The following is a 25,287-nucleotide window of genomic DNA, read 5'->3' as shown; positions in this document are numbered from 1 at the left end:
CGCGGAGACCGACCGGACACCCCCTGGCTCAAACGGCCGGGCTGCCGAGAATCACCCGCAGATCCGCCGCATTGGCCTCGGTCACCTTCCACAGCTCCTGCTGCCGGCCGTGCACATCGGCCACAGCCGCGGCATGGTCGCCCAGCAGCCCGAGCGCCTTCTCGGTGAGCTGCGCCCCCAGGTCCTTGTCGTGGACGGAGATGCCCCACTCGGGCCGCTCGATGTCGGACAGGAAGTACGCCATCTTGGGGTGCGAGATCAGGCTGATGATCGGCGTTCCGCAGCCGAACGGGATCATCCCGGCGTGCCCGCGCATGCCGATCACCAGCTTGGTACGGGCGTACGTGTCCCTGATCGCTTCGTTGTCGAAGTCGTACATCGGGATCACCGGCAGCGAGATGCCGTGCTCGCGCCGCAGGTCGAAGGCGATCCGCTCGTCGTCGAGCGAGTGCGCCACGCACTTGACCTCGGCGTGGGCGCCGAGCGCCCGTACCGCCTTCGCCATCTCGGCGAGGAAGTGCCCGTAGTCGTGGCCGAAGCGCAGGCCCGCCCGGTCGTACGCCGCGTTGACCAGCACGGTGTTCTCGCGGTGGAGGGGGTCGGCCCAGCCGTCCACGAGCTGCCGGGTGACGGTGGTCGGGCAGGGCTGGAAGCGCACCTTGTCGTGCAGCTCGGCGGGGAGCAGCGCGCGTACCTTCTCGATCGAGCCGTGGTTGCGGAGCCCGAAGAAGGAGGCGCGCTCGACGAGGGCGCGCAGGGCGGCGTTGAAGCGTCCGGCCCGGTAGGACTGGCCGTCGAAGGCGTTGAAGCCGACCGCGTACACCATGACGGGGACGTCGATACGGTTCAGGAGCGCGTCGGGGACGTTCCACTGCCAGGCGCTGTTGCCGTTGGGCGCGGTGTCGGGGATGAACAGTCCGCCGCCGCCGATGACCAGGCCGCGCCGGGCGTTGACCCGCTCCAGGGCGGCCTCGTCGAAGAGCCGGTGGGCGTGGACGGAGTGCCATTTCCGCGGGCCGGGGTCGGCGTCGAAGGCCAGCCGTACGCTCTCTGGCAGCAGCTTGTCACCCGCGTTGCCCTGGCGCTCCATGTAGAAGGCGACGTGCGCCAACTGCTCTTCGGCAACGCCCTCCTGCTGAGCCCGCGGACCCTCCGTACGGCGCTGCATCAAGCGGCCGGCCCGGTGCGTCGGGTCGACCCGGAGCCCGTCCAGGGCGTGCTGCTGGGCCGCCTCGTCGTCGCCGTGGATCCAGGCGATCTGGGCGAGCCGCCCGAAGGCGGTGGCGGCCCGGTTCGGCGCGGCGGTGGCGAGCAGCAGCTGTGCTCTGGCCTCCTCGTAACGGGACACGCTCATCAGCGCGTGCCCCAGCACCTCGTGCGGCCAGGCCGAATCCACCGGGATACGTACGCGGCCGAGCAGATCCACCGCTTCCTGGTACTCGCCCGCCGCGATGTGGGCCGCGGCGACCTTGCGGGCGCTCTCCACGTCGCTGGTGCGCTCGACGTGCGGGGTGCCGAAGTGGACGAGCAGGTCGTGGTGCATGCCCTTGGACAGCGCCAGGTAGGCAGCGTGGAACTGCGCGTCGGACAGCTCGTACTCGCGCCAGCGCTCCTCGGCCTTCCCGTATCCCGCCTCGCCGCCCTGCCAGGGCTTGTGCCGGCCGGTGAAGTGCAGGATCGCGGTGTCGTCGGGCACGGGCAGGTCGCCGGACAGCCGCCGCTTGACGAAGTTGTAGCGGGCGTCGAGCTGGACGAAGTCCCCGTCCAGTACGGCATTGAGAATGCCCTGGTCGTGCTTGTCGAGTTCGTAGTCGCCGCTGCGGCCGGTGGCGTCGATGCGCGCACAGAACTCGTCACTCAGGTATTCGCGCTGGATGACGAGGAGACCGCTGTTGAGCTTGTGCTGTCCGTAGAAGAACTGCGGTACGGCCGCCAGCCCTTCGCGCAGCTTCAGCAGCTCGCCCAGATCACCGAGGACCACCATGTCGGTGTCCAGGGTGATCACCGTGTCGTAGTCGCGTATGCGGAAGACGTCGAGAATGAAGTACGCCTTGCGGACCAGGTAGTTGTCCTGGTCGCCCTTGGCGTACGAGTCGTAGTGGGCGGCGTCCACGCGGCGCAGCTCGATGCGCGGGTGCAGTGCGCGTATCCGGGCGACGGAGGAGGGCTTCAGGTCGTCGTGCAGGACGATGAAGTCCTCGCACAGCCCCGGATTCGACAGGGCGAGGCTGCGCAGCAGTACGAGAAAGCCGGGCAGGTAGTTCTCGTCGACGAAGCTGGCGAAGGCGATGCGGCGCTTGCCGGTGAGCGCGTTGGCGGGTCTGACGGCCGGGGTGGTGGATGTCATCGCAGGGAGATCCTCATGTCGCTGACGCTCTGGGCGCGTTCCATGACCCACGCCTTTTCGCTGGTGTATTCGTGCACTGAGGTGATGGGCATGCGCATCGCCTCCTGGAGGCGGTAGGCGCCGCTCTCGTAGAAGTCGAAGCCGATGAGGTCGAGCGTCGGGCTGACATCGAGGAAGTCCAGCAGCCACAGCATGTTGAAGCCGCTGGTGGGGATGGACGACCACACGTCCGAGCCCACCTTGCCGATATTGCGCAGGGGCCAGCGCAGCGACTCGTCGCCGAGGTACTTCTGGGCGCCGGGCACGAGCCGGTTGCGCAGCGAGTGCTTCCAGTCCCCGGAGACGCCGCCGAAGACGAGCCTCGTGGTCACCGGCTGGTCCCAGTTGAAGCCGTGCTTGTGGATGGTGGCGTGGATGTCGGTGCGGCTGCCGGTCGCGGTCGCGTCGATCTTGTACGAGTTGAAGCGGACGACGAGGTCGTACGCGTCGATCTCGCGGCCCAACGAACTGCGCCCCACCCGCTGGGAGTTGGCGATGAGGCAGATGGACTTGCCGGCGATCTGATTGCGGAACTCGCCGAGACTGATCCAGTCGACCCCGCCGAACGTCGGGTCGGCGACCGGCCCCCGCATCCGGTTCCTGCGCTGCTCGGCGTAGAGCGTGATGATCTCGCGCAGCCCGGCGGCTTCGCCCCCGTCGGCCGAGATCCGCAGGTCGAGGTACTGGCTTACGGTCTCCTGGAGATCCTGGACAGGGCTTTCGCTCCGCTCCATGGCGAGCAGTGCGCCCACGAGCCGGGCCTCGGCCTGCGCCCACTCCCCGCGCGCGTGAAGCGCGAGCCCTTCGGCCCAGACATCGGTGGCGGGCCCGGCGGAGTACTTTGCCGCTTCCGGGCACTCGCGCTCCAGCAGCCGCAGCAGCTCCTCCTGCCGCCGCCCGCCCGCCCGCATGCCCGCGATCTTGGGCGCCACCCCGAACCCGTCGTCGTCCGTCAGCGCGAGGTAGCGCTCGTACGCCTCGATGGTGGCGGCCTCGTCCCCGATGGCCTCCAGCGTCCGGGCGCGGAGCCGCCAGCCGGCGCGCGAGTTCTTGCGCCGGGTCAGCACGGTGTCGCTGATGAGCAGGGCGAGCCTCAGCTCGTCGTCGTAGCCGCACTCAAGCGCCTTACTGCCGACGGCCAGCAGCGCGTCGAGCAGCTCACCGCCCAGTGCTTCGCCGGGGCCGGCGGCACCTTTGGTGGCACGCCGGATCAGGGCCGTGGCACTGGAGGCGGCCGGCACGGCCGCCGGGTTCTGCGCCATGGCCTGTATGGCGAGCAACTGCCGCAACTTCTCGGCGAGTTCGATGCGCCTGCGGTCGAGACCGGCGACCAGCTTGCCGCTGTGCACGGCGCATGCGCGCAGGCACTCGTCCAGTTCGACCTGGTTCACTTGGCCGCTGTCCGGCGCGGCAGCGGAATTCTCCCCGTCGCGCGGTCTCGGCCATCGGTTGCGGGCCTTCGTCATGATGCTCCAAGGTCTTTCCGCCCCGCTGACTGGTGGCGGGTCCGCGTCACCCTAGGAACCGAGCACGACTCGTGGGTGAACTCCCCCGGTCGGCCGGGATAACGGCAGGGCCCTACTCCCTCAGTTCGAACCAAACTCGCTTGGCGGTGGGCTCCGCGCCACCGATCCAGGTCACGCCGAAGCTGTCACTCAGCTCCCGCACGAGGGCCAGACCACGCCCACCCTCCTCGTCGGCATGCGCCGTGCGCGGGCACGGCCGCCCGTCGGGATCGTTGTCCCGTACGCCGACGAGGACCCGGTCGTGCGTCACTGTGACGTCGATCAGCATGAGCGGGACGGTGGTGTGCGTGACGACGTTGGACACGATGTCGGAGACGCAGATCCGGGCGGCGTCGACGAGTCGGGGATGCCCGGTGGCGAAGAGCACCCCGGCAAGCATCTCGCGCGCCACCTTTGGGGCGGACAGTGTGTTCGGCGTGGTCAATCGGTAGGACTGAGTCCGGTGCTGATCGTCTCGCTGCGGCTTGTCTGTCGCGGTAGTGGTCATACGTACGTCTCCCAACGCGTGTATGGCTGCGCATCGCCACCGTGGCCGGGCCACCCGGGCGGGCGACTGCACTGCGGGTTTACTGGCTCACTGCGCGTTACCGGAGCAACGATAGAGTTCGCGTATCACTAGTGATACCTCTCGGTCTCACATTCACCCTTTAGTGGCCCCCTGTCGGGACAGGGGGCCACACTGAGACTCGACAGAAGGGGAGGGCAGATGCCACCGAGGAAGGCCCCGACTGCGCGGCAGCGTCGCCTGGGAACGGAGCTGCGCAAGCTGCGCGAACACGCAGGACTGACGGCCGCTGACGCCGCCCAGTTGCTCGGCACCGACCGGACGACCATCAGCAACACCGAATCCGCCCGGTTCGGGGTCAGCGGGGAGCGGGTGCGTGCGTGGGCCACCAACTACGGCTGTCCCGACGCAAATTACGTCGACGCACTCGCAGCCATGGCAGAAGAGCGGGGCAAGGGATGGTGGGCGGATTACCACGGCACCCTGTCCAGCGGCGCCCTCGACCTTGCCGAACTGGAGCACCACGCCAGCGCCCTACGCGCCGTACAGGTGATGCACATGCCGGGGCTGCTCCAGACCGAGGATTACGCACGCTCCGTCTTCGAGGAAGCGGTTCCACCCCTCAGCCCCGTCGACCTCCGCCGCAGGCTTTCGCACCGCCTCAAGCGCCGCGACGTACTCGACCGGCCACAGTCGCCCACCTGTACGTTCTTGATCCACGAGGCCGCGCTGCGCATGGAGTTCGGAGGCCGCAAGGTGACACGCGCCCAACTGGACCATCTGCTGAAGGAATCCGAGCGGGACAACGTCACGGTCCGGGTCATCCCCTTCTCCGTCGGCGGCTTCCCCCACGCCGGAAGCTCGACGCTCTACGTATCGGGTCCCGTGCCGCAACTCGACACCGTCCAGACGGACACCCCGGCCGGGTCGGCATTCATCGACGCTGAAACGCCTCTCGCCAACTACCGGGCGGTATTGGATCGTACGGAGGAGAGGTCCCTCGCCCCGGACCGTTCACGAGACTTCATCCATGAGGTGGCACAAGGAGTATGAAGGCATGGGCATAGTGGAAATCCAATGGCGTAAGTCCTCCTTCTCGACCGACTCGGAGGGCAACTGCCTCGAACTCGCCCAGCACGAAGGAAGCATCGTGATGCGCGAGAGCGACGCCCCGGGCACAGTGGTCACCACCAGCCGCACCAAGCTCGAAGCCTTTATCCGGAGCGTCAAGGCCGGGGCCTTCGACCAATTCCTCGGCTAACAATGCCTAATAAAATGAGCGGTCTGTCTGTGGGCTGAGGCGGCAGGCGAGGCGGAGGAAGGCTTCGTGGATGTCGGCTCGTCTTTCCCAGCGGATGCGGAGTCTCCTGAAGCCGTGGAGCCAGGCGAAGGTCCGCTCGACCACCCCGTCAGGTGCCCGTGACCGTTCGTGATCAGGTGGTATTTTGAGTCGGCCCGGCCCCGGTCGACCGGCGACGGCCCCGTGTGGAGTCCCCTTTTAGGGCTCTGACTTGGCTGGAGTCGATTGACCTGGCGGGCGGCCGCGTTCAGCTCGGCCAGGAGCACTTTATGTAACCGCTGCCAGACGCTGGCCTCGTTCCAGTCCCGCAACCGTTGCCAGCAGGTCGTCCCCGAGTCGAAGCCCAGCTCGCCGGGCAGGTACTCCACTGGACCCGGTGTGGAGCACTTCAGGATCCCGAACAGGACTGTTGGTCCGGCAGCGGTTTACAACCCGAATGCCGAAACCGCCGTTCCTTTTTTAGAAGCAGCGGCTCGATCGCTCCCACAGTCCGTCCGACACAATCCGTGGCGACGCCCCCACGAGCCGGACAATGCACAACACGCCCGTCAGACACGGCCAGCCGTCCCCACCGGCGTGTTTGGTCAAACGGCATAGAATCCCGCGTGAGAGAGCCGAGCTTCGAACGGCCGGTGCACCGAGCTGATCCCCTCTGCATACCTCCCCAGCCATGCGAACTCCTCGGCGTCCTTCGCATACGGGAGGAGAGTCATTATTCGCTTTGCCGCGTCAGAGCCAGACATATGACGGAGGCTGCGTCGTACTCTGCCGATGAGATGCTGCACGTCAGATTTTTCTTCGGAGCCAAGCAGCTCGTCATAGAACGATTGGGCAAAGACCAGCGCGTCCAGATCACGCACCGGCCACAGTGCGCCGACCACCGTACGCGCCCCCGCCAGCGAGAGGGCTGCCGACAGGCCTCCCGGTTCATGTAGGTGGCGCGAGATCGCCGGAACTCCGCTGCTGCACGCCGAGAGGAAGGCAAGCTCGCAATGCTCAAGGCCGTCCGACATCGCAAGCTCCCGGGCTGCGAGGAGATCGGCGATCCCTTCGAGTTGACCGTCCTCGTTGTAGTGGCCGAAAAGCACCTGCTCTTCGGTCTCCAAAACGCGTTCAAGCAGTTGCTGGCCATGGTAGCGCTCAATCAGAAGAATTCCATTGGCGCTTCCGTATCGGATGTATGTTGCCAAGTCGGTTCGCAGTTCGGCCCATTCCTCGATACGTTGGAATGCCGAAGGGAACGGGTCGTGCGTCAGGCCGCTCTCTAGAAGCAATCCGCTCGCGCCTGGGTCCCAGGGCCGACTGAGTCCGTGGCCTGCATAATGCAGTAGCCGTGCATCCTTTGCGGCGGTTAGTACGCTCTGACGAGATGCGTCGGCCCCCGTAAGATGCGTGACAGCCCACCCATTCTGTCTGAGCTTTGCGGTGACGTAACTTCCTTCAAGGCGTGCGGCATCCAGGTCGCCGCACGGATCGCCGACGACTACTGCAACTTTCGGGCCGTCAGCTTGGCGCCGAGCAGGAGTATCTCTTGCAAGCCGCATCCGCACATCCACGTCAACCAGGGAAGAGCACGCCCACCAGGGCACCAGACCGAGCCCGCCATGTGCCTCCAGAACGACGTGCAGTGCTCCCGTAGAGCCACTCAGCCAATTTCGAATAACCGCCGCGACAGGTTCGAACGTGTCGATGAATTTCTCGAGTTCAGCCTGCGATTGAGGAGCGCGTATGCCTCGAAATTGGTCTACCCATGAGCTCGAGCCGTGTCGGAACGGGAGCAAAAGATCATCTCGTTGCAAAACCTGGACCCTTGAGGGCTGGGTGGCTCTAGTGTCTTCATAGTCACCCATTACAAGAGAGTCCTGAAGGAAGGACAGTGTAATGACTCGACTTTCGTGAACGAGATTTGAATTAGCAGCTTGCTGAGCGCGTTGCTCGCTTTCCATCAGGAGGCGGCGGTATTTCTCGCGAAGCTGCACTTCTGGGCTCATGCTCGTCGTCAAGTTGCCGCCAAAGGAGGGGCCACTTGGCCAATCCTCTGTTGCAATCTTCCCGCCTCGCGCGGTGATACGGAGAGCCCGTTCGATTTCTCGCGCTCGCGGGCCGAAGTGAGACAGGCGCAGATCTATATCGCGCCGGAAGCGGATTCCGGCAGATCTATCTATGAGGGCCACTGCTCTGCGGGCCGAGCTCATACTGTCCTGCCTTATCAATGCCATGGCCGAGAAGGCAACAGCATGCCAGTAAGCGTAGCTCATTCTCTCAGTCTGAATCGGGTCAACGGCCTCGCGATAAGCGTGTTCCAGGATGTCGATCAGGCGCGTCCCGACTTCGGTAATTTCTTCGTGCTGGTCAGAAGCCCAGAGTAGTCTCAGATAGTCTATAAGGAACTCGGCGGTGGGGGCATCAAGTTCTTCACCGGCGATGGAGAGTGCCGCTTTAAAAGCGCTATCAGCTATCTCAGGTAGGCCGAGTGCGATCGCGGATCGCCCGGTCAAAGCAAGGTCGTGGGCCGATTCGGTATAGTCACGGACCAGTGTTTCCAAAGCGATCGACGCTGCCTCCAGCAACGAGCCGCTCGCGGCAGGTTGGCTGCCATGCTGCGGCGTCTCGTCCCTTTTTATGGCGTGGGACACGATCCCGAGCAGTGCCGTCTTGCGCTGACCAGGTGCAAGGTTCTCTATAAGAGAAACGAGCTCCAAGGCTCGCTGATCAGTACCCTCTGTCGGCTCGTCACGCGTTATCTGACTGAACAGACAAAGCGCCAGGTCATTGCTTCCCGATTCGCGGGCGAGACCTTCTGCCGTTTCGAAATAACGGGAGACCAGATTTTCGTCGCGCCACGGGTGTCCTCGTGGCAAACTATCGATCGCGTTCCCGGCGTAGCATAGAACCGCAGGGGACGACGGTTCACGCCGTGCATGCCAAACACCGATCACCGCGCGAGCCTCCCCTTCGTCGGCCCGGCCGACGGTGGAAGCGGAGGCAATAAACTCCAGCGCAAACTCGTTGACCATGCGTTCTGCTACCTGCATCCGGAGATTACCCGGTTGTTGTGCCGCACACGTGTTGACTATGCGAAGCAGCCAGGGGCCCTGGTCAACGAGCGCGTTAAGTATTACTCGTCGTCCTTCCTCTTCGGTAGGTTGACTGAGCGCGCGGTCAATCGCTGTCCAAGCGGTCGAGTAGGCGGCGGTTGGGACGGCGGGCGACTCGAACTCGGCGACGAACTTCTCGATCGGGCTAGACATTCCTCCTCCTCCCGACACGTCAACCATGCGTCCACGACGCGCCGATGTCCAGTCGGTCTTGGATAAACGGAGGCGGCATTGTCACACTGAACTCGAAGGAGGCGGCGAGTGAGCAACGGAAACAGCGAATCCACCCCGGAAAATGACGGTGACGAGGAGCAAGAATTGCCGAAGGGTGTCGTAGACCCGTCTGCGCTGGGCTTGACCTTCACGTATTAGAGATGTTCCGCCGCGGCGGTTCGAGGAAGCTCGAGAGGAGGATAGTGGCAGCGCAAATGGAGGAGAAGCCGGTTAATGAGCAAGGTGTAGTCTACGCTGCGTTTGTTGAGGACGAACTCAAATGGGAGCATGGTAGGCGCACAAGTATCGATTCGCGAGCCCTTAGTGTCATTACTACCTCGGGTGTGCTTGTTACACTGCTATTCGGGGTTGCTGCCCTAGTTACCGGCAGGCGCGATGCGGCATACTCGCCCGCACCAGCCGTTGTTGTTCTGTCAGGTTGCGGGCTGGTTCTTTTCGTGATTGCCGCCGCCCTCGGAATCCTCGCAAGCAAGAGCGTCAGTTATAGCGTTATCGACGGTGCGTCGCTCGAAAAACTGCGGACCGAGCACTGGGGTCACGATGCCCCAACAGCGCTTAACGTCGTAATGTGGTACCGCACCAATACCGTGTTGACACTGCGTAAGGGAAATAACGGCAAGGCATGGCTTCTCCTAGCGGGTCTCAGCACGCAACTCGTGGCCGTATTAACGCTGGCTGCGGCAGTTATTGTGCTGCTTGCCTCGGCGATTTGATTCTTGCAATCCCTAATGCAATGAGATGATCTTTCTGTAGCTGATGAGGCAGCAGGCAAGGCGGAGTAAGGCTTCGTGGATGTCGGCTCGTCTTTCCCAGCGGATGCGGAGTCTCCTGAAGCCGTGGAGCCAGGCGAAGGTCCGCTCAACCACCCACCGGCAGGTGCCAGTCCGGTGCCGTGACCGTTCGCGATCAGGTGGTGTTTCGAGCCGGCTCGGCCCCGGTCGACCGGCGACGGGCCCCGTGCGGAGTCCCCCTTTTGGATCGCGCGGGTGGGCCGCCCTCCACTTGACCGGAGGAAAGACGGCGTGACCACCACCGACACGTTCGCCAGGAAGGGGCAGCCGTATCGGCCTCCATGTCCGCAACATCGCCAGCGGGGCCTTCGTCACGTCCCACGAACGGCCTACGCTGCGGGACATGACGAACCGTGACTTCATCGTGGTCACCACGACCCATGATGCCGAGGACAAGGCCCGTGCCATGGCCGCCGCTGTGGTCCGCGAGCGCCTGGCCGCCTGCGCCCAGGTGTACCCGATCAGCTCCGTGTACTGGTGGGACGGAGATGTGCAGAGCGAGAGCGAGTGGCGGATCGACTTCAAGACCCGCGCCGATCTGGCCGACCGTCTCACGAAGTTCATCAACGACAAGCACGACTACGACACCCCGGAAGTCGTCGGCGTCCCCGTGGTGACCGGCAGCACGGCCTACCTGGAGTGGGTGAAAGCCGAGACCGTCCAGGACTGACGCTCAGGCCAGCGCGGCGCGGATGTCCTCTCGCAGGCTCCGCGCCGCCGCGCTGTCCGGCAGCGCACCCGCCACGTCCCGCAACCGGGCGTTGACCATTGTCACCCCCGCGTACCCGCAGACGTCCGTGGTCTCCAGCGCCCGACGTGCGGCGTCGAAACCGCGTTCATCGTCGCTGGTCCCGAGAAACGCCATCGCGGCGTCGGTCAGAACGGCCACGTTGATTTTCGGGTTCCCGCTGTCGAGATGACGAAGGGACGCGTGAGCCTGTGCGACGGCCTCGCGGTGGCCCAGCTTGGTGTACGTCGAGACGGCCATCGAGTCGAGCCTGGAGGGGCGGCAGAAAGCGACCCATGCCTGCTCTGCCTCCGGCCGCGCGTACTGGTAGGCGGTACGTGCCCGGTCCAACGCCCTCACCGCCTCGGCCTCGGCGCCGAGTTTCGCTCGCTCCTCCGCCTCCCTCGCGGCCGTCCAGGCGTATGCGGTGGCATACCCGGGACCGGTGACCTTCTCCTGGGCCGCCACGAGCATGGCGGAAGCTTTGGCGGGCGCGGCTCCGTAGGAGGCGTAGGCCAGGGCAAGGGCTTCGACAGCAGGATGCCCGACTTCATGGGCAGCGTCGCGGACCGTGCGGTAGTAGTGACCGGCCACATCGGTGTCTCCCCGGTCCCAGGCCGCCCAACCCGCCAGCGCGGCCGTCTCCCCGGCCGTGACAACCAGGTCGGCTCGGTGCCGGCCCGCGTGCGGGATCAAGGCCGTGACGGCGTCCAGGTGAGCTGTGATGCGTGCGGCGAGGACACGAGCCGGGGTGTGCTCCTCGTCGGTGTAGAGCGACGCCGTGGCCGCGGTGAGCTGCCGCACGGTCGTAGCGTCAACGCTCCCTCCGCCGAGGGCGAATGCGAGACGCCCCCACGGCTCCGACGCCGCGCCGGCCGCCACCGCGATAGCTCCGAGAACTGACCTCCGCTTCACCGGGTCCTCCGTAACGTCCCCCGAGAGGGACAGCTTCATTAACCGGCGCTCCTGCCGGGCCGCCGTGCATGCCTTCCGCAGCAACTCCACCGGGACGCCGAACGACGCCGCCATGTGCTGTTGCCAGTACGGACCGGGGATTACTCCGCGTTCCCAGTCCGAGACCTGGTGCCGGTCGGTGCTCCGGCCCGTGATCACGTTCAGCTCGTCGGCCTGCTCCTGCTGGGATCTCCCCGCGAGCTGCCGCAACTCCCGCAGTAGCGGCCCGATGGTGTGCTCTCGCATAGTCCGGCCCCCCTGGACTCTTCACCGAATTCGTTGACGTAGAAGCCAACACCACAAGCCAACACCGGAAACAGCCAACAGGTATCCCACTCCCAAGAGTTGTACCCAGCGGTTTCATTACTCCACGCCGCTCGGAGGCTGAAGGACCCTCCGGGCAGCTCCCCCGAAGCAGCGGGCCGCCTGGTCCGTCTCCCGTCGTTCCTGCGGCCCGCTGCACCCCTCGACCGAGGAGAGCGCCATGACCACGCCCCTCCCTCGCCACGCGCCGGGCACCGATGAGGAGCGGACGTGAATCCGATGGACTCATTCGGCCACGAGCAACACCCGTGGCTGCACAAGCAGGTGCGGGACATCGCCTCGTGCGGCGAAGGAGAGTTGACCGCTGTGGTCCACGAGGCGACCAGGGGCCGCGTCGTGCGCGTCGCATACATCCGTCCCGAGTCCGGGGTCGAGTGGACCACGGCCGCCGACAACCTCCAGATCGTCCGCTGATCGTCTGGAAATTCCCTTCAGTCTGCGCCCGGTCTTCTGCTTCCGACGTTCTTGACCTTCCAGGAGGAACCTGTGCCCACCCATCGCTTAGCCGTTCGGAACTTCCTCGGCGGCCCGAGCCTGACGCCCGCCGACCTGACGATGGTGTTCCTGATGCGCGAGGACGACGACAGCGCCCAGCGTCCTATGCCGACGTTCACCGTGCGCGAGGTTCCGGACGCCGTCGCGGCCATGGACGACCTCGGCGTGCGATCCGTAAAGATCTTCGCCGGTTCCCGTGTGCGTGACACCCGCGCCTCTCAGGGGGTGTCCCCGACCGGCCTGATGGCTCGGGCCATCCGGGCAGTGAAGAAGGCCCGGCCCGGGATCGCGGTGATGACGGAGACATGCGTGTGCTCGCACAACGACTCCGGTGAGTGCTGGCTCGCGGACACACGCGGCATGGCCGACCTGGACGAGACCGCCGAGGTCATGGCTGCGCAGGCGGTGATGCAGGCCGAAGCCGGTGCGGACATCGTGAGCCCGGCGGCGATGATCCCCGGCTCGGTCCGGGCGGTCCGCGAGGCCCTGGACACGGGCGGCAACAAGGATGTCGCGATCATGCCGCACCTGATCTTCGAGTCGTCCCTCTACGAGGGCTACCGGGCCACGATGAGCGCGGCCCCCCGCTCGGGAACGCGGGCCTTCCAGATCAGTCCCAGGCAGCCCGAGCAGGCCGTACACACCGCCCGGGAGATGGTCGACGAGGGCGCGGACATGATCCTCACCGAACCGGCGCTGCACACCGTGGACACCCTCATGCACCTCAAGGACAAGATCCCGGTCCCGGTGATGCCGTTCTCCGTGTCGGGCGAGTACCTGCGGCTGACCGATCTCGCCTCGGACGGCAGCCGGGACATGCGGGGCCTGGTCGAGGCGTACACGGTCCTCAAGCGGGCCGGCGCCGACCGGATCATCACGTACGGCGCCCTGGAGATCGCCCGCGCGCTCAGGGCTTCCTGATCTCGGCCAGGATGCCTGCGGCCCCTTGCGCAAGAAGTTCGGCGGCGACCGAGCAACCGAGCTTTTCCGGGTCGTCGGCCGGCCCGGCACCGGCTGCGGTGACCTGCGTCATCCCGTCCAGGGACGTGACGACCGCCGAGAGGTGCAGCAGACCGTCCGGCCCGACCCTTCCCCACGCCCCCACAGGGACGGAGCAGCCTCCATGCAGTTCGGCCAGCAGAGAGCGCTCGGCCCGCACGCACCAATCCACCTGCGGGTCACCGGTTCCGGCGAGGAGCTGGGCGGCCGGGGAATCGGTGCGGACTTGGATGCCGAGCGCGCCCTGGCCGGGCGACGGTGGGAAGGCGACCGGGTCGAGGACCTGGTGGATCTCGGGCATCAGGCCGAGCCGGTTGAGGCCCGCTGCCGCGAGAACGACCGCGTGGAGATGGTCCCGGCCCTTCACGCGTGCCAGGCGGCCCGGCACGTTGCCCCGGATCGGAATGACCTCCAGGTCCGGGCGAAGCGCAAGGAGCTGGGCGACTCGACGGGGTGCTCCGGTGCCCACGCGGGCGCCCTGGGGCAGGTCGTTCAGGGTCGCGCCGCACAGCACGTCCCGGACGTCTTCACGCGGTCCCGGGGTGGTCAGCAGCGAGGTGCCTTCGTGAACAGTGGTCGGGAGGTCTTTGAGGGAGTGCACGATCACATCGACTCTCCCAGCGACCAGGGCCTCCTCCTGGTTGGTGGAGAACGCCGAACCGCCAGCGGTCTTCGCCACTTCGGCGAGGGTGGGCGTGACGCGGTCTTGGTCGCCGCCTTCGAGGATGATCTCGCGCTTGAACCGGACATCGGGGAGTCGCTCGGCGATGGGGCCGAGCCACTCCGTGACCTGCGCCCTCGCCAGTTTGCTCGCTCTGGAACCGATCCGTACCACGTCGCTCATCCCAGTCAACTCCTCGCATTTGAGGGCGCGTTGACACGCAATCCTACTTGCACCATAAGCGTGCACTTTCCGACAGATTGTCACCAAGAAAGGACGGTCCGGTGTCCCGCCTTCGTATTGGCGCCCGCGCCTCGCTGATGTCCCTGACCCAGACTGCCCCGCTGCTGACTGCCCTGGCCCCCACCGAAACCGTTCTCGTCCCCTTCTACGACGCAGGTGGTGACCGCGAGGGAACCACTCGGTCAGCCCTCGAGTCCGACGGCGTGTTCACCGACGAGATCGAGAAGGCACTGCTGACCGGCGACATCGACATCGCCGTGCACTGCCTGAAGGACACCCCCACCCACGACACACCCGGCCTGATCCTGGGAGGATTCCGCAGCCGCGGCGACATCCGCGACGCCCTCATACACCGCGATCCGCAGATGACCCTCGACGCCCTCCCCGGGGGCAGCCGGATCGGCACCGCCTCCATCCGCCGCACGGCGCACCTTCGGATGCTGCGGCCCGACCTGGAGATCACCCCGATGCGCGGGCCTGCCGACCAGCGGCTTGCCGCTCTCGACGCCGAAGAGGTCGACGGCCTGATCCTGGCAACATCGGGCCTGGACCGGCTCGGCCTGTCGCACCGCATCAGCCAGCGGATCTCGCCACACCTGCTCTGCCCGCCCCTTGGTGCTGCGTCCGTCGTCCTCCAGTGCCGGGAAGGCGACGAGGCCCCCCTGGCCGTCGCGGCCAGCCTCAGCGATCCTGCCGCAGAGATCCAGGCCACCGCTGAGCGGACCGTGCTGCGGGAGATGGACGGTTTCTGCAACGCCCCGCTGGCCGGCTACGCCACGATCTCGAACGACGGGCAGGTCACAGTGCGGGCGGTGGCGTTCTCGCGTGACGGGAGCGTGTTGATCGACGTGCGGCACACCGGCAACGACGCCGTTCAGACTGCCATGGTCGTTTGCCAGCGACTTGTGCACCACGGCGCCCGTGAACTGGGGGCCAAGGCAGCTTAAGGAGGACGCTTCTGGAGCGCAGCCGCATGTCGGCATCGGTCCTCCGTCTGGTGCAGGCCCGCGCGCGGCCGAGGCCCGGACGTGGTCGGCTGAGGGCGACATCACGCGGTGACGGCTTGGCTGCTTCGCGCCCGACGGCCATCCACGTGGGGCCGTCTTGACACGACGAAAGGAGCGGCCATGACCAGCCGCATGGTTCAGGACCGGCTGTTCATTGGCGGGGACATGGTCACGCCGTCCTCGGAAGACCTGATCGAGGTCATCTCTCCGGTCACGGAGGAGCGGGTCGGTACCGCTCCCTCATCGACGCCTGCCGATATCGACCGAGCAGTACGCGCGGCGCGCGCCGCCTTCGACGATGGTCCCTGGCCCCGCATGTCTCCACAGGAGCGGGCGGACGCGCTGGGGCCGTTCAGCGAGTACCTGCGCACACGTGTCCCCGAGATCGCACAGCTCATCACCACGGAGATGGGCTCTCCGATCACCTTCTCAAACCAACTCCAGGCACCGCTTCCCGTGATGGTTCTGGACTACTACCGGCAACTTGCCGCGACGTTCACCTTCGAGCAGGATCGAGCAGGCCTCAGCGGTCCCGCGCGGATCCTTCGGGAGCCTGTGGGCATCGTGGGGCAGATCGTGCCGTGGAACGCGCCGCTCATCCTCACGATGGTCAATCTTGCCCCCGCGCTGATCGCCGGCTGCACCGTCGTGCTGAAGCCCGCGCCGGAGACCCCGCTGGACGCGTATCTGCTCGCCGACGCTGCCATGGAGGCCGGTCTGCCGCCCGGTGTCCTCAACATCGTGCCCGCCGACCGGGACAACAGTGAGGCGCTCGTGCGGCACCCGCTGGTCGACAAGATCAGTTTCACAGGCAGCTCCGCCGTAGGCCGGCGGGTCGGCGCGCTGTGCGGCGAGCAGTTCAAGCGCGTCACCCTCGAATGCGGCGGGAAGTCGCCCGCCATCATCCTCGAGGACGCCGACATCGACAGCGTCGTGCCCGCCCTCATGCCGTACGCGATCATGATGTCCGGCCAGCACTGCCTGGCACAGACCCGGATCCTCGCTCATCGCAGCCGCTACCGGCAGGTCGTCGATGCGGTGTCGCAAGCAGCTGCTGGGCTGCGGGTCGGCGATCCGGACGACCCCTCGACCGAGGTCGGCCCCCTGGTGGCCGAGCGCCAGCGGCGGCGGGTCGAGGACTACATCGCCGACGGACGCAAGGACGGCGCGACGATCACGGTCGGCGGCGGTCGGCCCGCGAGCCAGACAAAGGGCTGGTATGTCGAACCGACGATCTTCGCCAACGTCGACAACTCCATGCGCATCGCGCAGGAGGAGATCTTTGGCCCCGTGCTCGTCGTGATCCCGTTCGACGACGACAACGACGCGGTCCGTATCGCGAACGACTCGAAGTACGGCCTGTCGGGAAGCGTCTGGACCAACGACCCGGACCGGGCCATGCGCATCGCCCGCCAAGTGCGCACCGGAACCTTGACGCTGAACGGGTATCGGATCGAGTTCGCCGCCCCCTTCGGCGGATATAAGGAATCCGGGATCGGCCGCGAGTTCGGCCCCGAGGGCCTCAGCTCGTTCCTGGAGTACAAGACGATCAATCTCCCTGGTAGTTGACAGGGACGGTGGCATCGGAAGGAACAAGCAATGCCCGATGACGAGGGACAGATCCGGACGCTGATCGAGCAGTGGGCCGAAGCGGTACACCGTGGCGATATCGACGGTGTCCTCGCGGACCACACCGACGACATCGTGATGTACGACGTGCCGCCGCCCCACGAGGGCGTGCGCGGCATCGACGCCTACCGGGAGACGTGGCCGCCCTTCTTCGAGTGGCAGGCACAGGGCGCCGCGTTCGAGATCCTGTCCCTGGACGTGACCGCCGGCAGTGACGTCGCCTATGCGCAGGCGCTGCTGCGGTGCGGCACTCCGAAGGAGCTCGCCGAGCATCCGGAAAGCCGCCTGCGGCTCACGGTCGGGCTGCGCAAGGAGCAGGGCCGGTGGGTGGTCGCACACGAACACCACTCGTTCGCCGACACCACGGCCGGGAGCGCGTCAGACGCTGCTGAATGACAGCTTCGCCGCAAAGCCCAGGAACAGCGCTCCCGCCGCCGACGTCGCGCCCGCCGACAGGCGCTTGCGGCGGCGGAAAGTGGCGGCCAGGCGGGTGCCGCCGAAGATCAGGGCCGAGAGGTACAGCACGCTGGCGAGCTGCGCGAGGGTGCCCAGCAGCAGGAAGGAGAGCGCGGGGTGGGCGTACCCCGGGTCGACGAACTGCACGAAGAAGGAGATGAAGAAGAGGATCGCCTTCGGGTTGAGCAGGCTGATCAGGAAGGCACGGCGGTACGGGCGCTCTGCGGCAGCCGCAGCGGAGGCGGACTCGGAGGCCGCGTCCGGTGTGGCCTCGTCGCGGGTGCGCCACATCGACCAGGCCGCCCGCACCATCCCGATCGCCAGCCAGGTCAGATAGCCCGCGCCCGCGTACTTCACGATCCCGAACAGCAGCGCGTTCGCCTGCAGCAGCGAGGCGACACCGGCCGCGGACAGCACCATCAGGACGGCGTCCCCGCTCCAGACGCCTGCGGCGGCGGTGTAGCCCGTACGTATGCCGCGTCGCGCGGCGACGGACAGGACGTAGAGGGAGTTCGGACCCGGCAGAAGAATGATCAGGACGAGCCCGACGAGGTAGGTCGGCAGATCGGTTACACCCAGCATGGGCGGAGTGTCGCACGTAGGTACGACATTCCGCCCATGCGTTTCACATGCCAGGCAGCAGGCGGGCGGCTGTCAGTCCTCGCCGCCGTCGAGGAGCAGGTCCACGGAGAAGGCCACATCGACGCCCAGGGAGGCAGGCAGGGGGACGCTGGTTCCACGCTTGTACGGCACGACCGTGCCGTACTTGTCACCTTCGGGGTCGGTGTGCACGAGGACCTGATCATGCTTGCGGTCCACGACGACGTACACCGGAATCCGTGACTCGGCATAGGTCTCGACCTTGGTTGCCAGGTCATTTCCCCAGTTGGAAGACGTCACTTCCAGTACTAGGTGGAAGACGTGGGGCGCGTAGCAGTTCTTCTCGACCAGCGCGTCCTTGTAGTCCGCGTCGACGATGGACAGGTCCGGGATCGCATAGTCGTCCGGACCGCTTGGCAGCCACAGCCCGATCCCCTGGATCTCCTTCAGCCCAGTCTCCCTGCCGCCTGAGCGCCGAAACTCGTAGCTCAGTTCGCCCAACGACTCCTGATGGGGACCATCGGGCGGTGGCGTCACAATAATGCTCCCCTTGAGAATCTCCACGCGGTGCCCGGGCAGCTGGCTGGAGAGACGGTCGGCAGCCTCAGCGGTCGTCATCTCATGCAGTATTACGGCCACGGCAACCTCCTTTCGAGAGCACTCTTCACGAGCGTATCCGCCGCCACCGACAATCCGCACGGGATCACTCGTTCGCGGCATCCCTCAGAACGCGTCCGTAGGGACATACGTCCCCCAGACCTCCCGCAGCGCGTTGCACACCTCGCCGACCGTCGCCCGCGCCCGCAGCGCGTCCTTCATCGGGTACAGCACGTTGTCCGTGCCCTCCGCCGCCTTCTTCAGCTCCACCAGGGCCGCGTCCACCGCAGCCTGGTCGCGCTCGGCGCGGAGCTTCGCGAGACGTTCCGCCTGCTGGGCCTCGATCGCCGGGTCGACGCGGAGGGGCTCGTACGGCTCCTCCGTTTCCAGCTGGAAGCGGTTCACGCCGACGACGACGCGCTCGCCGCTGTCCGTTTCCAGGGCGATGCGGTACGCGCTGCGCTCGATCTCGTTCTTCTGGAAGCCGCGCTCGATCGCATTGACCGCGCCGCCCATGTCCTCGACCTTCGTCATCAGTTCGACGGCGGCGGCCTCGACCTCGTCCGTCATCTTCTCGACGACGTACGACCCGGCGAAGGGGTCGACGGTGGCCGTGACGTCCGTCTCGTACGCGAGGACCTGCTGGGTGCGCAGGGCGAGGCGGGCGCTCTTGTCGGTGGGGAGCGCGATCGCCTCGTCGAAGGAGTTGGTGTGCAGGGACTGCGTGCCGCCGAGGACCGCCGCCAGGCCCTGTACGGCGACGCGCACCAGGTTGACCTCGGGCTGCTGCGCGGTGAGCTGCACGCCCGCCGTCTGCGTGTGGAAGCGCAGCATCAGCGACTTGGGGTTCTTCGCGCCGAACTCGTCGCGCATGACCTTCGCCCAGATACGGCGCGCGGCACGGAACTTGGCGACCTCTTCGAGGATCGTCGTACGGGACACGAAGAAGAAGGAGAGGCGCGGCGCGAAGTCGTCGACGTCCATGCCCGCGGCGACGGCCGTACGGACGTACTCGATGCCGTCGGCCAGCGTGAACGCGATCTCCTGCGCGGGCGAAGCACCGGCCTCCGCCATGTGGTAGCCGGAGATCGAGATCGTGTTCCACTTCGGGATCTCGGCCTTGCAGTACTTGAAGATGTCCGCGATCAGGCGCAGGGACGGCTTGGGCGGGAAGATGTACGTCCCGCGTGCGATGTACTCCTTGAGGACATCGTTTTGGATCGTGCCGGTCAGCTTGTCGGCCGGTACGCCCTGCTCCTCGCCCACCAGCTGGTACATCAGGAGGAGGAGCGCGGCCGGCGCGTTGATCGTCATCGACGTCGAGACCTTGTCCAGCGGGATGCCGCCGAACAGGACCCGCATGTCGTCGATCGAGTCGACGGCAACGCCGACCTTGCCGACCTCGCCGCTCGCGATCGCCGCATCGCTGTCGTGGCCCATCTGGGTCGGCAGGTCGAAGGCGACGGACAGGCCCATCGTGCCGTTGGCGATCAACTGCTTGTAGCGGGCGTTGGACTCGGTCGCGGTGCCGAAGCCCGCGTACTGGCGCATCGTCCACGGACGCCCGGTGTACATCGACGGGTATACGCCGCGCGTGAAGGGGTAGGAGCCCGGCTCGCCCAGCTTCTCCGCAGGGTCCCAGCCCTCCAGGGCGTCCGGCCCGTACACCGGCTCAATAGGCAGTCCCGACTCCGACTCGCGCGCCATCTGCTGTGCCTCCCGCTGAACGTACTGGCTGGTAATTAACCGACCCTCGCGACGGACTGTAGCGGCGGGCGTGCGGCCGGTGGAGAGTCGCAGGCTGGGACCTTGCTCACAACGTCGCTCTTCCCATCATGCGGTGGCTTACGCAACCGGGCAGAGCGGAAAACAGTCCTAAGGGACAGACGGAAGACCGGGGGCTGAAATGCGCCAGAAGAAGCGGAACGTACCCACAGGCAGAGCGGTCGCCACGGCCGCTGTGCTCGCTGTTACGGCGGGATGCACGGCGCAGGCGACTGGGGCCGGGGCGGGCGCCGCGCGTACGAAGCCGCCGTTGCTGGCACCGGCGCACGACGCGACGCCTGCCCCCTCGCCGACGAAGCCGAAAGCGGAGTCGAAACCGAAGCCCGAAGCTACGCCCACGCCCGAGCCCAAGACGCTGTTCGCACGCGGCGCCGAGGGCGCCCAGGTGCGCGAGCTTCAGGCCAGGCTCCGCCAGATCGGCCACTTCAACCGCACCCCCACCGGCCACTACGGCTCGGTCACCGCCGCCGCCGTCTCGTCCTTCCAGGGCAAGCGCGGCCTGGACCGTACAGGCACGACGGACACCGTCACCTGGGACAGGCTCCTGGGGATGACGAAGAAGCCGACGCGCGCCGAGCTGTACCCGTCGACCGCCAACCCGGTCGCCACACCGGATCCGCGCTGCATGACGGGCCGGGTCCTGTGCATCAGCAAGACGAGCCGCACGCTCTCGTGGATGGTCGACGGGAAGGTCGTCACGGCGATGGACGTGCGGTTCGGGTCGCAGTACACGCCCACGCGTGAGGGGACGTTCAACGTGTGCTGGAAGTCCCGGCACCATGTCTCGACGCTGTACGACACCCCCATGCCGTACGCCCTGTTCTTCAGCGGCGGGCAGGCCGTCCACTACTCGTCGGACTTCGCGGCCCGCGGCTACAGCGGCGCCTCGCACGGCTGTGTGAATGTCAGGGACGAGGGGAAGATCGCCGGCCTGTTCGCGCAGGTGCGCAACGGCGACAAGGTGGTTATTTACTGGTGACGCCGGTGACGGTCCGAAGAGAAGATGTGGCGCGGGCGGGACCGGGGGAACGTGTCCCGCCCGCGCCTAGTGCGCGGAGCCGAAGGTACGGGGGGAACCCCGGCTCGTCGCGCTGCCGATGACCAGTCGGCTCACTCATTACTGCGTCACCGGCTCGAAAAACGTCACACCGGCGCGGGCGAAGTACGGAAAGAATTAGAAAGGCGCAGGTCAGCCCGGTTGCGGCGTGGGCGCCGTGGTGGTGGAGGGGGCGACCGTCGGGGACGGCGGGAGGGTGTAGGAGATCGGCGGGAGGGCGCGGCTTCCCTCGGCGCCGGGGGCACCTTGGGCGCCGCCGCTCCTGCCGCCGTCGCCATCGCCACTGCCGCTGTCGCCGTCTTCGCCGCCGCTGCCGTCACCGCCCTGGCCGCTGCCGTCGCCGTTTGCGCCGTCGCCACTGCCGCTGTCGCCGTTGTCGCTCTCGCCGTCGGCGTCCCGCCCGTCCGCGCCGTCCAGCACGCGGTCGCAGAAGCGGTCCACGCCTTCGGAGCCCTTGGCCGCCGCTTCGAGGCGACGCTTGCGGTCGGCGGCGATGTTGCCACTGCGGTAGTCCTGGCAGGCCTGGACGGTCCTGCGGTAGAGGTCGCCGGATCCGGCGCCGCCGTCGATACCCGCCGCGGGGTCGCTTGTGACGCCCTCGCCGGAGCCCGGGTCGGTGGTGGACGTGCCGCCGTCCGTCCCCGGTGCGGACTGGTCCGTACCGTCGCCGCTGCCCGGGTAGCCGTCGTCCGGCGTCTCGCCGGGCCCGCTCGGGGTGCCGGTGCCCGGCGTGCTCTCTCCGGGGCTGCCGGGTTCGCCGGTGGGTGACCCGGAAAGGAGCGGATCCGGTGTCGCGGCTGCCGATACGGAGGAGGCGGGCGTGGGGTCGGAGCTGCGCCCGAAGGGGCTCGGCAGTACGCCCGTACCGGCCGCCACCGCTACGCCGCCGAGGGCCACACCGGCGAGCGCACCGGCCAGGCCGATGCGTACGGGACGCCCCCAGCGGACGGGAGCGCCGCCCCTGCGCCTGGGGCGTACGGAGGCGGCGGAGGAGCCGATGCGTATGCCGGGCAACGCTTCCGGGGATGCGGCTCTGGCCTTGCGGAACGCTGCCAGCGCGGCCGCCTCGCCGGGGAGTTCACCCGCCTCGGGGCTGCCGGCGCGGGCGATGCCGTCCAGGGCGGCGGAGAGGCGGTCGGCCTGGGCGCGCGCGTGGTCGCCGACAGGCCCGACAGGTTCTCCGCGGAGCAGCCGCTCCGCCGTGTTCTTGTCGAGCCATTCATAACGCTCGTCGGCCATCACATGTCCTTCTGCGTCCGCACGCACGATTGCGTCACACCGGCGGACGTCACCCTGCCCTGTCGTGGGCCGCGCTGTGGAGGTACGGCGTCGAGTTCCGGCCGGTCACCGACGGACCCGCCGGCGTGGCCGCTGCCGTGGGCATTGCCGCCGCGGTGGCCCGCTGCGTCGGCTTCCGCTTCGGCTTCGGCTTCGGCTTCGGCTGCTGCTTCCGCCGCGCTGAGGAGCTCGGCCAGCCGCTTCAAGCCTCGGTGCGCGGCCGTCCGTACGGCCCCGGGGCGCTTGCCCAGTGTCTGCGCGGCGCTCTTCGCGTCGAGTCCGACCACGACGCGCAGGACGACGGCCTCGGCCTGGTCCTGCGGGAGCTGGGCGATGAGGGCCAGCGTGTCACCGGTGGCGAGGGCTTCCATCGCCTCGCTCGCGGTGTCGGAGTCGCCGGGCTTGCCTGTGAGCTCCGTCTCATCGCCGCCGATGGCGGGGCGCCTGCCCCGCATCCGGATGTGATCGAGGGCGCGATTGCGCGCTATTCGCGCCGCCCAGCCCCTGAAACGGTCGGCGTCACCGCTGAACCGTTCGAGGTCGCGGGCTATCTGGAGCCATGACTCGGAGGCGACGTCCTCGGCCTCCGGGTCACCGACCAGCGTTCGTATGTAGCCCAACAGCCGCGGGTGCACGGCGCGGTACACAGTCCGGAAGGCGTTCTCGTCTCCGTCCTGTGCCGCGAGCACCGCGGCGGTCAGCTCCGCGTCGTCCCCCAGCACTCCCTCAACCTGTTCCAAAGTCGCAGCTGGTCACCACTGCCGCGCAGCCCAGCGCGAGTCAGCACGCTACGACGTCCGACGGGGTCGCGTCCATGTCTTGTACAACGCGCAACTGCATGCTGACACAGAGCGGTGTGACAGAAAACGCACCCGCGGCGCTGAGAGAAGTACGGGCCGCCGCACGGTCCGTACGGACGGCGACCGGGGCCTCTCCTGTGGGGGGTGGCGGCCCCGGTCGTCCTTCCGGACTGGCGGCGGTCCCTTTGCACCCCGGGACGGGCTTGTTGTCTCAAGTCTTGTCTCAAGTGTTGCCTCAAGCCGTCCGGCGTTTGAGGAGACCGGGCCTGGGGCGGAGCCCCACACGGCGGCAGCCGGAAACGTCGCAGCCGGAAAAGGGGCGGGTGGAGAATCCCCACTCACTGACCGCGGCTGCCGCCCTGGCTCCCCGCTCCGCTCCCGCTCTTGCCCCCGGGCTTCGAGTTCTCACCGCTCCCTGCCGGCCCCGGCGGCTTCGGCGCCTCGGCGGGCGCGGGCGCGGACTTGGACGCGTTCGCCGCAGGGCGCTTCGTCGCCTCCCCCAACAGCCCCTCGCAGTACGCCTGAACCGTCACCCCGGCGTCCGCAGCGCCCGCTTCGAGGCGCTCAAAGGCAGTACCCGTGTCGGTACCGCGCCCCGCGCCAGGGCCCGCACCCCCACCGGCACCGCGCCCCTCCCCCGCCAAGTACGCCACGCAGCGCGCCTCGTCCTCCCGGGCCTGGGCAGGACGCGCCGACCCCGACGGCGTCACGGCAGCCGAAGGGCTGCGGGACGCCGGCCCCTCCGTCGCGCCCTCCGCACTCCCCCGTGCCACTCCCGGCGTCGCCGGCGCACTGGTACCCGGCCGGTCCCCCGCCCCGCCGCCACCCGAGCCACCGTCTCCGATGCCGAACGGCGCCGGGATCGCCCCGGTCTGGGCGGCCAGCGCCACGCCGCCCAGCGTCACCGTCGCGGCGAGCGACGCGAACGCCGCCCGCACCGGAAGTGCGCCGCGCCGCCGTGCCGGCCGCCAGTCGTCGCGCCTGCGCATCCGCCACCAACGCCCCGGGGGCACATGCGCACCCGTGTCGCGCGCCTCGCGGAAGGCGGCGAGGGTCGCCTCCAGGACCTGGGCATCGGCCGCACCAGGGCGTCGTACGGCGGCCAGCAACGCCTCGACTTCCGCCGGGACCCGCCCGTCCGCCGTTGCCCCTGCCACCGCGTCTACTGCTTCGTGTTCGCTTTCCCGACTCATGTCTCATCCTTCAGCGTGCGCGGCGCCACAGACGTCACAGCGCCCGCCCCGCGCGAGGCCAACTGCTCGGCCAGCCGCTTGAGTCCGCGATACGCCGACGTACGCACGGATCCGCTGCGCTTGCCCAGCACCCGTGCCGTCGCCGGCCCGTCCAGCCCGACGACGACGCGCAGCAGCACCGCCTCCGCCTGCTCGCGCGGCAGGGTGGCGATCATCGCCAGCGCATGTTCGGTCGAGAGCGATTCGAGGGCGTCGAGCGCGGTGTCCTGCCGGCCGGGCAGGTCAAGTACGTCCTGCTCGATCAGAGACGTACGGGGTCTTCGCTTCTGCTTGCGCAAATGATCGAGCGCGCGGTGGCGGGCGATCGTCGCCGTCCAGCCGCGGAATCCCGCCCCGTCGCCACGGAACCGTCCCAGATCCCGGGCAATCTCCAGCCACGCCTCGGACGCGACGTCCTCGGCGTCCTCCCCCACCAGCCCCCGTACGTATCCGAGCAGCCCGGGATGCACGAGCCGGTACGCCGCTGCGAACCCGTCCTCGTCCCCCTGTTGAGCCCGCTCGACGGCAACGCCAAGTTCCACGTCGTACACCTGTGTACGACGCCGCTCCCCGCCCCTGACCACACGTCCCTCTTCGTGCCGA

At 67.6% G+C, this 25,287-nt stretch carries 23 protein-coding genes and 1 pseudogene; 10 read left to right on the top strand and 14 right to left on the bottom strand.

The genetic code is table 11. From position 1 onward, the window contains the following. Positions 1-28: 28 nt before the first annotated feature. From PXH83_RS18950 to PXH83_RS18940, 3 genes are all read right to left on the bottom strand, one after another. Positions 29-2,347: a glycosyltransferase gene (locus tag PXH83_RS18950; protein ID WP_274561563.1), complete on the bottom strand. Its 2,319-nt coding sequence runs from the start codon at positions 2,345-2,347 to the stop codon at positions 29-31. After that, positions 2,344-3,852, bottom strand: coding sequence for a hypothetical protein (locus PXH83_RS18945; protein ID WP_274561562.1), 1,509 nt, complete (start codon positions 3,850-3,852; stop codon positions 2,344-2,346). Before PXH83_RS18945 ends, PXH83_RS18950 begins: the two co-directional genes overlap by 4 nt. Before the next feature lie 112 nt (positions 3,853-3,964). Continuing rightward, on the bottom strand, positions 3,965-4,399 hold the full coding sequence (locus tag PXH83_RS18940; protein ID WP_274561561.1) for an ATP-binding protein: 435 nt from the start codon (positions 4,397-4,399) through the stop codon (positions 3,965-3,967). 219 nt (positions 4,400-4,618) lie between these two features. Between PXH83_RS18940 and PXH83_RS18935 the strand changes: the two genes are divergently transcribed. After that, positions 4,619-5,470, top strand: coding sequence for a Scr1 family TA system antitoxin-like transcriptional regulator (locus PXH83_RS18935; protein WP_274561560.1), 852 nt, complete (start codon positions 4,619-4,621; stop codon positions 5,468-5,470). A 4-nt stretch (positions 5,471-5,474) separates the two neighbouring features. Further along, the gene (locus PXH83_RS18930; protein ID WP_274561559.1) at positions 5,475-5,678 is read left to right on the top strand and encodes a DUF397 domain-containing protein; all 204 of its coding nucleotides are present in this window, start codon (positions 5,475-5,477) and stop codon (positions 5,676-5,678) included. A gap of 623 nt (positions 5,679-6,301) precedes the next feature. Here PXH83_RS18930 and PXH83_RS18920 read toward each other — a convergent pair. Beyond that, positions 6,302-8,968 carry a CHAT domain-containing protein gene (locus PXH83_RS18920; protein WP_274561558.1) on the bottom strand — a complete coding sequence of 889 codons (2,667 nt, stop codon included), beginning with the start codon at positions 8,966-8,968 and terminating at the stop codon, positions 6,302-6,304. Between the two features lie 275 nt (positions 8,969-9,243). Here PXH83_RS18920 and PXH83_RS18915 point away from each other — a divergent pair, with 275 nt between their 5' ends. Beyond that, positions 9,244-9,762, top strand: a complete 519-nt coding sequence (locus PXH83_RS18915; RefSeq protein WP_274561557.1) for a hypothetical protein — start codon at positions 9,244-9,246, stop codon at positions 9,760-9,762. 12 nt (positions 9,763-9,774) lie between these two features. Here the strand turns inward: PXH83_RS18915 and PXH83_RS32505 are convergent. Then, a pseudogene (locus PXH83_RS32505) lies at positions 9,775-10,034 on the bottom strand (transposase); the annotation flags it as partial. Between the two features lie 149 nt (positions 10,035-10,183). Between PXH83_RS32505 and cutA the strand changes: the two are divergent. Continuing rightward, the gene (gene cutA / locus PXH83_RS18905) at positions 10,184-10,510 is read left to right on the top strand and encodes a divalent-cation tolerance protein CutA (protein WP_274561556.1); all 327 of its coding nucleotides are present in this window, start codon (positions 10,184-10,186) and stop codon (positions 10,508-10,510) included. A gap of 3 nt (positions 10,511-10,513) precedes the next feature. On the opposite strand, the gene PXH83_RS18900 is transcribed toward cutA, so the two are convergent. Further along, positions 10,514-11,767: a helix-turn-helix transcriptional regulator gene (locus PXH83_RS18900; RefSeq protein WP_274561555.1), complete on the bottom strand. Its 1,254-nt coding sequence runs from the start codon at positions 11,765-11,767 to the stop codon at positions 10,514-10,516. Between the two features lie 297 nt (positions 11,768-12,064). Here PXH83_RS18900 and PXH83_RS18895 point away from each other — a divergent pair, with 297 nt between their 5' ends. Both PXH83_RS18895 and PXH83_RS18890 read left to right on the top strand, forming a co-directional pair. After that, positions 12,065-12,259, top strand: coding sequence for a hypothetical protein (locus tag PXH83_RS18895; RefSeq protein ID WP_274562899.1), 195 nt, complete (start codon positions 12,065-12,067; stop codon positions 12,257-12,259). Positions 12,260-12,331: 72 nt separating this feature from the next. Further along, entirely contained in the window at positions 12,332-13,261 is a 930-nt protein-coding gene (locus PXH83_RS18890) for a hypothetical protein (protein ID WP_274561554.1), read from the top strand. Here PXH83_RS18890 and hemC (PXH83_RS18885) read toward each other — a convergent pair. Beyond that, positions 13,248-14,183 carry a hydroxymethylbilane synthase gene (hemC, locus tag PXH83_RS18885; protein ID WP_274561553.1) on the bottom strand — a complete coding sequence of 312 codons (936 nt, stop codon included), beginning with the start codon at positions 14,181-14,183 and terminating at the stop codon, positions 13,248-13,250. The genes PXH83_RS18890 and hemC (PXH83_RS18885) overlap by 14 nt on opposite strands. 101 nt (positions 14,184-14,284) lie before the next feature. Here hemC (PXH83_RS18885) and hemC (PXH83_RS18880) point away from each other — a divergent pair, with 101 nt between their 5' ends. From hemC (PXH83_RS18880) to PXH83_RS18870, 3 genes are all read left to right on the top strand, one after another. Then, complete coding sequence (gene hemC / locus PXH83_RS18880) at positions 14,285-15,190, top strand: hydroxymethylbilane synthase (protein ID WP_274561552.1); 906 nt, start codon at positions 14,285-14,287, stop codon at positions 15,188-15,190. Between the two features lie 180 nt (positions 15,191-15,370). After that, a complete protein-coding gene (locus PXH83_RS18875) occupies positions 15,371-16,819 on the top strand; it encodes an aldehyde dehydrogenase (RefSeq protein ID WP_274561551.1) in 1,449 nt (482 codons plus the stop codon). Positions 16,820-16,849: 30 nt separating this feature from the next. Then, a complete protein-coding gene (locus tag PXH83_RS18870) occupies positions 16,850-17,275 on the top strand; it encodes a nuclear transport factor 2 family protein (RefSeq protein ID WP_274561550.1) in 426 nt (141 codons plus the stop codon). Here the strand turns inward: PXH83_RS18870 and leuE are convergent. The 3 genes from leuE to PXH83_RS18855 all read right to left on the bottom strand — a co-directional run bounded on the left by leuE (position 17,258) and on the right by PXH83_RS18855 (position 20,239). Then, positions 17,258-17,917, bottom strand: coding sequence for a leucine efflux protein LeuE (leuE, locus tag PXH83_RS18865; protein WP_274561549.1), 660 nt, complete (start codon positions 17,915-17,917; stop codon positions 17,258-17,260). The two genes, PXH83_RS18870 and leuE, sit on opposite strands and share 18 nt — an antisense overlap. 72 nt (positions 17,918-17,989) lie before the next feature. Further along, positions 17,990-18,574, bottom strand: a complete 585-nt coding sequence (locus PXH83_RS18860) for a Uma2 family endonuclease (RefSeq protein WP_274561548.1) — start codon at positions 18,572-18,574, stop codon at positions 17,990-17,992. Between the two features lie 84 nt (positions 18,575-18,658). Continuing rightward, positions 18,659-20,239 (bottom strand): acyl-CoA mutase large subunit family protein, encoded by a 1,581-nt coding sequence (locus PXH83_RS18855; RefSeq protein ID WP_274561547.1) that lies wholly within the window; start codon positions 20,237-20,239, stop codon positions 18,659-18,661. 199 nt (positions 20,240-20,438) lie between these two features. Between PXH83_RS18855 and PXH83_RS18850 the strand changes: the two genes are divergently transcribed. Then, positions 20,439-21,296: a L,D-transpeptidase family protein gene (locus tag PXH83_RS18850; protein WP_274561546.1), complete on the top strand. Its 858-nt coding sequence runs from the start codon at positions 20,439-20,441 to the stop codon at positions 21,294-21,296. A gap of 210 nt (positions 21,297-21,506) precedes the next feature. Here PXH83_RS18850 and PXH83_RS18845 read toward each other — a convergent pair whose 3' ends face one another. The 4 genes from PXH83_RS18845 to PXH83_RS18830 form a co-directional block, all read right to left on the bottom strand. Next, entirely contained in the window at positions 21,507-22,613 is a 1,107-nt protein-coding gene (locus PXH83_RS18845) for a hypothetical protein (protein WP_274561545.1), read from the bottom strand. Then, entirely contained in the window at positions 22,613-23,374 is a 762-nt protein-coding gene (locus tag PXH83_RS18840) for an RNA polymerase sigma factor (protein ID WP_274561544.1), read from the bottom strand. Before PXH83_RS18840 ends, PXH83_RS18845 begins: the two co-directional genes overlap by 1 nt. A 416-nt stretch (positions 23,375-23,790) precedes the next feature. After that, positions 23,791-24,645 carry a hypothetical protein gene (locus PXH83_RS18835; protein ID WP_274561543.1) on the bottom strand — a complete coding sequence of 285 codons (855 nt, stop codon included), beginning with the start codon at positions 24,643-24,645 and terminating at the stop codon, positions 23,791-23,793. Further along, positions 24,642-25,268, bottom strand: coding sequence for an RNA polymerase sigma factor (locus PXH83_RS18830; protein ID WP_274562897.1), 627 nt, complete (start codon positions 25,266-25,268; stop codon positions 24,642-24,644). The genes PXH83_RS18835 and PXH83_RS18830 overlap by 4 nt, the downstream gene beginning before the upstream one ends. Positions 25,269-25,287: the final 19 nt, after the last annotated feature.

The sequence above is a fragment of the Streptomyces spiramyceticus genome, assembly GCF_028807635.1.
In the GTDB taxonomy this organism is placed as follows: Bacteria; Actinomycetota; Actinomycetes; order Streptomycetales; family Streptomycetaceae; genus Streptomyces; species Streptomyces spiramyceticus.
The sequence above is the reverse complement of the archived record's forward strand: the minus strand, read 5'-3'. Positions and strand labels throughout refer to the sequence as shown.